The organism is Streptomyces sp. NRRL F-2664 (assembly GCF_000719345.1).
In the GTDB taxonomy this organism is placed as follows: domain Bacteria; phylum Actinomycetota; class Actinomycetes; order Streptomycetales; family Streptomycetaceae; genus Streptomyces.
In genome coordinates this window covers 1-271 of sequence record NZ_JOFX01000532.1, presented here as the reverse complement: position 1 = coordinate 271, position 271 = coordinate 1, and the positions used below count along the sequence as shown (strand labels likewise).

Genomic DNA, 271 nt, shown 5'->3' with positions numbered 1-271 from the left:
AGGACGGCGATCGCCCTGACCAGGTCGCAGTCGTCGGGCAGCGGCCGATGGAGTTCGGCGTCGGTCCGCAGGATGTTCGCCAGGACGACGGCATCGTGGCGGTCGGACTTCTTGCGGGACACGGCGTGCCGGTCCCGGCAGCGAGCCACCGCCATCGGATTGGCCGCATAGACCCGTCGGCCGGACGCTCGCAGGCAGGCCGCCAGCAGACCGCGGGAGGTCTCAATCGCGATCGGGATCGGATTTTCTGGGGCTGTCGCCGTGCTCGGCC

The 271-nt window shown here is 70.5% G+C and carries 1 pseudogene; it reads right to left on the bottom strand.

What is annotated here, in order from left to right:
• Positions 1–271: pseudogene (locus tag IF89_RS44295) on the bottom strand (IS110 family transposase); the annotation flags it as partial.